Origin of the sequence: Okeania sp. SIO2F4 (genome assembly GCF_010672385.1) — a bacterium.
GTDB lineage: Bacteria > Cyanobacteriota > Cyanobacteriia > Cyanobacteriales > Microcoleaceae > Trichodesmium.
On record NZ_JAAHGT010000867.1, the window covers coordinates 1 to 4,162 of the forward strand.

The window sequence follows — 4,162 nt, forward strand, 5'->3', positions numbered from 1 at the left end:
TAACCATAATCCCCAATTCCAAGCGTGACGTTAGCGTTTGCGTAGCATTCCGCAGGAAAGCTATGCGCCAGCAAACTACAAAGCGCGTGTTTAGCTAGTAATGTTTTTTGTTGGTTTGTGGGGTGTAGTTCAGCGCGTGAATCCAAGTAACATAAAACAGATAATCCCAGATTTTAAGAGATAATACCATATTTTAGCCAACAGTTACAAGCTCCCTTATATTAAATCCGGTAGTATTAGTATAATTTAGATAAAGAGTGTGGGGAAGGTTGAGAGATGCGGAGATCAAGAAAGATGTGGCAATGGCTTTTTATGGAACATTTTTTGGTAGTCCTGTAGATGTAGTGATTTAGAATGGAGTAAGGGAATAGGGAACACAGAAGGTGGGAACAGAAAAGCCCCTAAATTCTATATTTCAAAAGAATAATATTCGCTCTCTAATTAACCTTATTATCCGGGTATCACTACTTGTACATCACTACCCATTTTTTTATACCGAATTAAGTGGATTTGATATTATTAGCTAACTAGGGCTTGATGATTAAATCTCAAAGCATTGACAGATAGAGGTATTAGCCAAATTTAGCTGGAAAAAAGTACCTGGTTTTGAGCCCTTCACGCTCAAAAAGTTAGCATTTTGGGGTGAAGCGAGGCAGAAAAATCACTCAAGCTATAATGAACGACCACCTTGTCTATAACTCCCCGTTCCTCCTGAGTCTTAACTACTCCCTACTCCCTACTCCCTACCTCAACAAAAAGACTTTCCATACGCAAACCCTAACTAGATACTCCGGAAATTGACAGGAAGAGCGATCGCGAATTCTGTACCCTTTCCAGGTTGAGAAATTACTTCTATTTTTCCCCCGTGCTTTTGAATAATCTTATAAGAAATTGACAGACCCAAACCAGTCCCCTTCCCTACTTGCTTCGTTGTAAAAAACGGGTCAAAAATTTTATCTTTGACTTCTGGTGGTATTCCTGGACCATTATCTCGAATTTTTACAAATACTCGATCTTCAGCTACCTTTTCTGTTTGAATCACAATGTGTTTCGGTTCAGTATCTGACTCTAGCATCACATCAATAGCATTGGCGATGATATTCATAAAAACCTGATTTAATTGAGCCGGATAACATTCGACCAAAGGTAAATCTCCATAATTTTTGATAATTTCAACTCCCTGTTTGAGCTTATGACTGAGAATTAACAGCGTGTTATCAATTCCTTCATGTAGGTCTGCAGATTTGACCTTACTTTCATCGAGCCGAGAAAAATTCCGTAGGGAGAGTACAATATTCTTAATCCTGTCAGTTCCCATCTGCATAGAAGAAATTATCTGGGGTAAATCATAGATGATATAATTAATATCAATCTCAGCCATTAAATCTTCTATTTCAGGATATGAATCGGGATACAACTTTTGATAAAGATTGAGTAAATCAAAGATATTTTGTGTATATTCCTGAAGAGGGGTAATATTACCATGAATAAAATTGACTGGGTTATTAATCTCATGGGCAATTCCCGCCACCATCTGCCCTAAACTAGACATTTTTTCTGTTTGAATCAGTTGTGCCTGGGTTTGTTGAAGGTTTTGCAAAGCTTGTGTCAGTTCTGTCGTGCGTTTTTCTACTCTTTGATTAGCTAACTTTAATTCTTCAGTATATTCTCCTACCCATTGTATTAGCTGATTGAGAGAAATAGCTAATAACCCTACTTCATCAGTAGTGCTGACTTTAGCTTGCAGATCGAAATTAGATTCTACTGTTACCAGTTGAGCAGTTTCAGTCAAGGTCTTGAGAGGACGGGCGATCGCTTGACTGGTATAAAACGCCAAACCAGTAGCTATTGCCACCGATAGTATCATACTGCCAATAATAATTCGTAATCGTAAGGTTTCTGCACGCAGTAGTTCCTTATTAGCTTTAGTTTGCTGTTTTTTCGCTTTATCTATTAACTGGTTTAAACTTTCAGAAAGCTTTTCAAACTCAATGCGAATTTCGATTGCCTCTTTTGTTGTGTTGATAGCTAATACTCGTTGCTTAGTAGTTGGAATATCTTCTGGTAGCAAATTAACCGGATCTATTCCCTGCCAAATTCTCTCCATTAATTGAGTGTAGAAATCCCATGTCTGACGATAACTTTGCAATACTTCCTGAAAAATTTCCGGCTTCACTACTAATTTAGTTGATTGATTTTGAATCATATCGTTGAGTTCAACCATTACTTCTTTTAATTGCTTACTCTTAGCCAAGAATTTAGTAGTTTCATACTGAAACCTTACAGGACTGCCAACCACAGTAGCTAGTTGTTGGGGATGGAATTGTACCTGCCAAATAGCACTTTCTAATTCCTTTAACAGACTAAACTCATTCTGTATAAATCTTAGCTGCTCTTGGGCTTGTCTTTGGTAGTAATCTCCTACAATTAAGCCTATGGTTGTACCCAACACAGCAATGCCAACTGCTAGGGAATAACCATAGCCAATTTTTTTGGCAATAGTTAAACCCTTGCTCCAGTGTTTCACCAGAGAGAAAAGTTTTCCTGTTCTCATAGCAAGTACCTCATCAGTAACCTGTTATTTGCATTACTTAATAAAATTTTCTTCTCCCATTGCTTTATACACCTCGCGAATCATTTCATAATCACTATCATTGGCACGAGCTAGGGTAGCACCTTTAAACTTAGAAGTAAAACGTGGTACAGATAGGATAGCTTGCAGCAGTCTGTCCTGATTTTTCAACATCCGATCGCGAATTTCATCTACCAACATCGGTTCCAATTGGCTACTAGCAATAAAAACATCATGAGGCAACTGTATACCCTTCGCAAGTAGGCGATAATCACTCTCAGATGCACCCTCCTGTTGCATAGAACTTTCGTATCTGTGCAAAGTTCTTCCCCACCCATCAACCTCATCATTTTTTAATGCTTTTAGGTGATACTCTTTTGAAGTGACAATTTTTATATCAGATTTGGGCTTCAATCCAGCATCCATCTCTCCAACTTTGATGTCGGTAAGGGGTCTCCCGTTATACGAATGTTAACGGGAGGGGAATTGCCGACCAACAAATAAACCGCGTAGCGTCCACTTAGTTTCTTGCATTGTGTGCTTTTTTGTGTTATTGTTGATTATATCAGGAGTAGCGGTAGTACGCACCTGAAAAGAACCATGAAAACAACATAGAGTATGGGGTTCAATTCAGAAGTTCTAGTCAACCCGTGAAAAGGTAAAACTCTTGAGGGAACTAGATGAGTACAGAATTGTTTAGTACAAAAAGGCGGTGGGTCTCATCGTCTCTGTCTGTGGAGGGTTAAGTGGTTGTACTCCCTTTGAAACAGAAAACCCGCGTCCGTGAGGTGGGGAAGCCTACATCATAATCTTTGATTTGATGTAGGAGAACGTCACTATAACTCCCCGTACTTCCAACATTACCTAACTCAATGGTTTTGCCTTTTAAGTCAGCTAATGACTTAAGACCGCTGTCTCCACGGACAGCAATAGCCGCACGGTAGTTAGGGCCTGTTAGGGCAACAATGGGCATAGAATTTGTCCTTGCCCTAACGAGCGTATATTCTGATGGCCCTGCCAGAACCAAATCTACTAAAGCCAACTGTAGTGCCGTTGCTACTTCCAGAAAGTTATCAACAGGAAAAAATTCAATTTTTGTCTCCAAAACCTCCTCCCAAGCAGTTCTAAATTGTCCATAATCACCCTGTAACTCTTCGAGACCTTGAACATCGCTCACAGCAAATAGCAGTTTGTCTTGATCCTTCAGAAGAGAATTGTTATTGCTACGCTGATTATTTGTGGCTGCTGTACAGCCAGCAACAAATAGGATAAAATACCAAAGGAAATAACGTCTTAACATAGTTTTTATTGATGAAAGTGTCAGGCGAGTTTCATATTCTAGGGGCTTGGTAAGCAAGCCCATACCCAGAGCGTTGATTTAGTTGAATATTTTCATTTTAATATTATTAGGACTTACGCAAATACCATGTATATAGCGTTCAAAACTCAAACGTTATAGTTTTTTCACTCTATATATAGTACCTCTGTGTAAGTCCTGATTATGTCTGTTTGAATAACCACAATAAAAAATTTAGGTAGAGACGTTGTATGCAACGTCTCTACGGAGTAGGGGGAACTAAACTTGATTGA

At 38.9% G+C, this 4,162-nt stretch carries 3 protein-coding genes; all 3 read right to left on the reverse strand.

The annotated features are described in order from the left end of the window. Positions 1–781 precede the first annotated feature (781 nt). Positions 782–2,554: a sensor histidine kinase gene (locus F6K22_RS34115; protein WP_293108624.1), complete on the reverse strand. Its 1,773-nt coding sequence runs from the start codon at positions 2,552–2,554 to the stop codon at positions 782–784. Between the two features lie 33 nt (positions 2,555–2,587). Beyond that, positions 2,588–2,998 carry a substrate-binding domain-containing protein gene (locus F6K22_RS34120; protein WP_293108627.1) on the reverse strand — a complete coding sequence of 137 codons (411 nt, stop codon included), beginning with the start codon at positions 2,996–2,998 and terminating at the stop codon, positions 2,588–2,590. Between the two features lie 316 nt (positions 2,999–3,314). Beyond that, a complete protein-coding gene (locus tag F6K22_RS34125; protein WP_293108629.1) occupies positions 3,315–3,935 on the reverse strand; it encodes a phosphate/phosphite/phosphonate ABC transporter substrate-binding protein in 621 nt (206 codons plus the stop codon). Positions 3,936–4,162: the final 227 nt, after the last annotated feature.

What these genes read in the sequence shown, in the direction of transcription:
- F6K22_RS34125 (WP_293108629.1), bottom strand. Translation starts at nt 3,935, where the DNA reads ATGGGCTTGCTTACCAAGCCCCTAGAATATGAAACTCGCCTGACACTT.
- F6K22_RS34120 (WP_293108627.1), bottom strand. Translation starts at nt 2,998, where the DNA reads ATGGATGCTGGATTGAAGCCCAAATCTGATATAAAAATTGTCACTTCA.
- F6K22_RS34115 (WP_293108624.1), bottom strand. Translation starts at nt 2,554, where the DNA reads ATGAGAACAGGAAAACTTTTCTCTCTGGTGAAACACTGGAGCAAGGGT.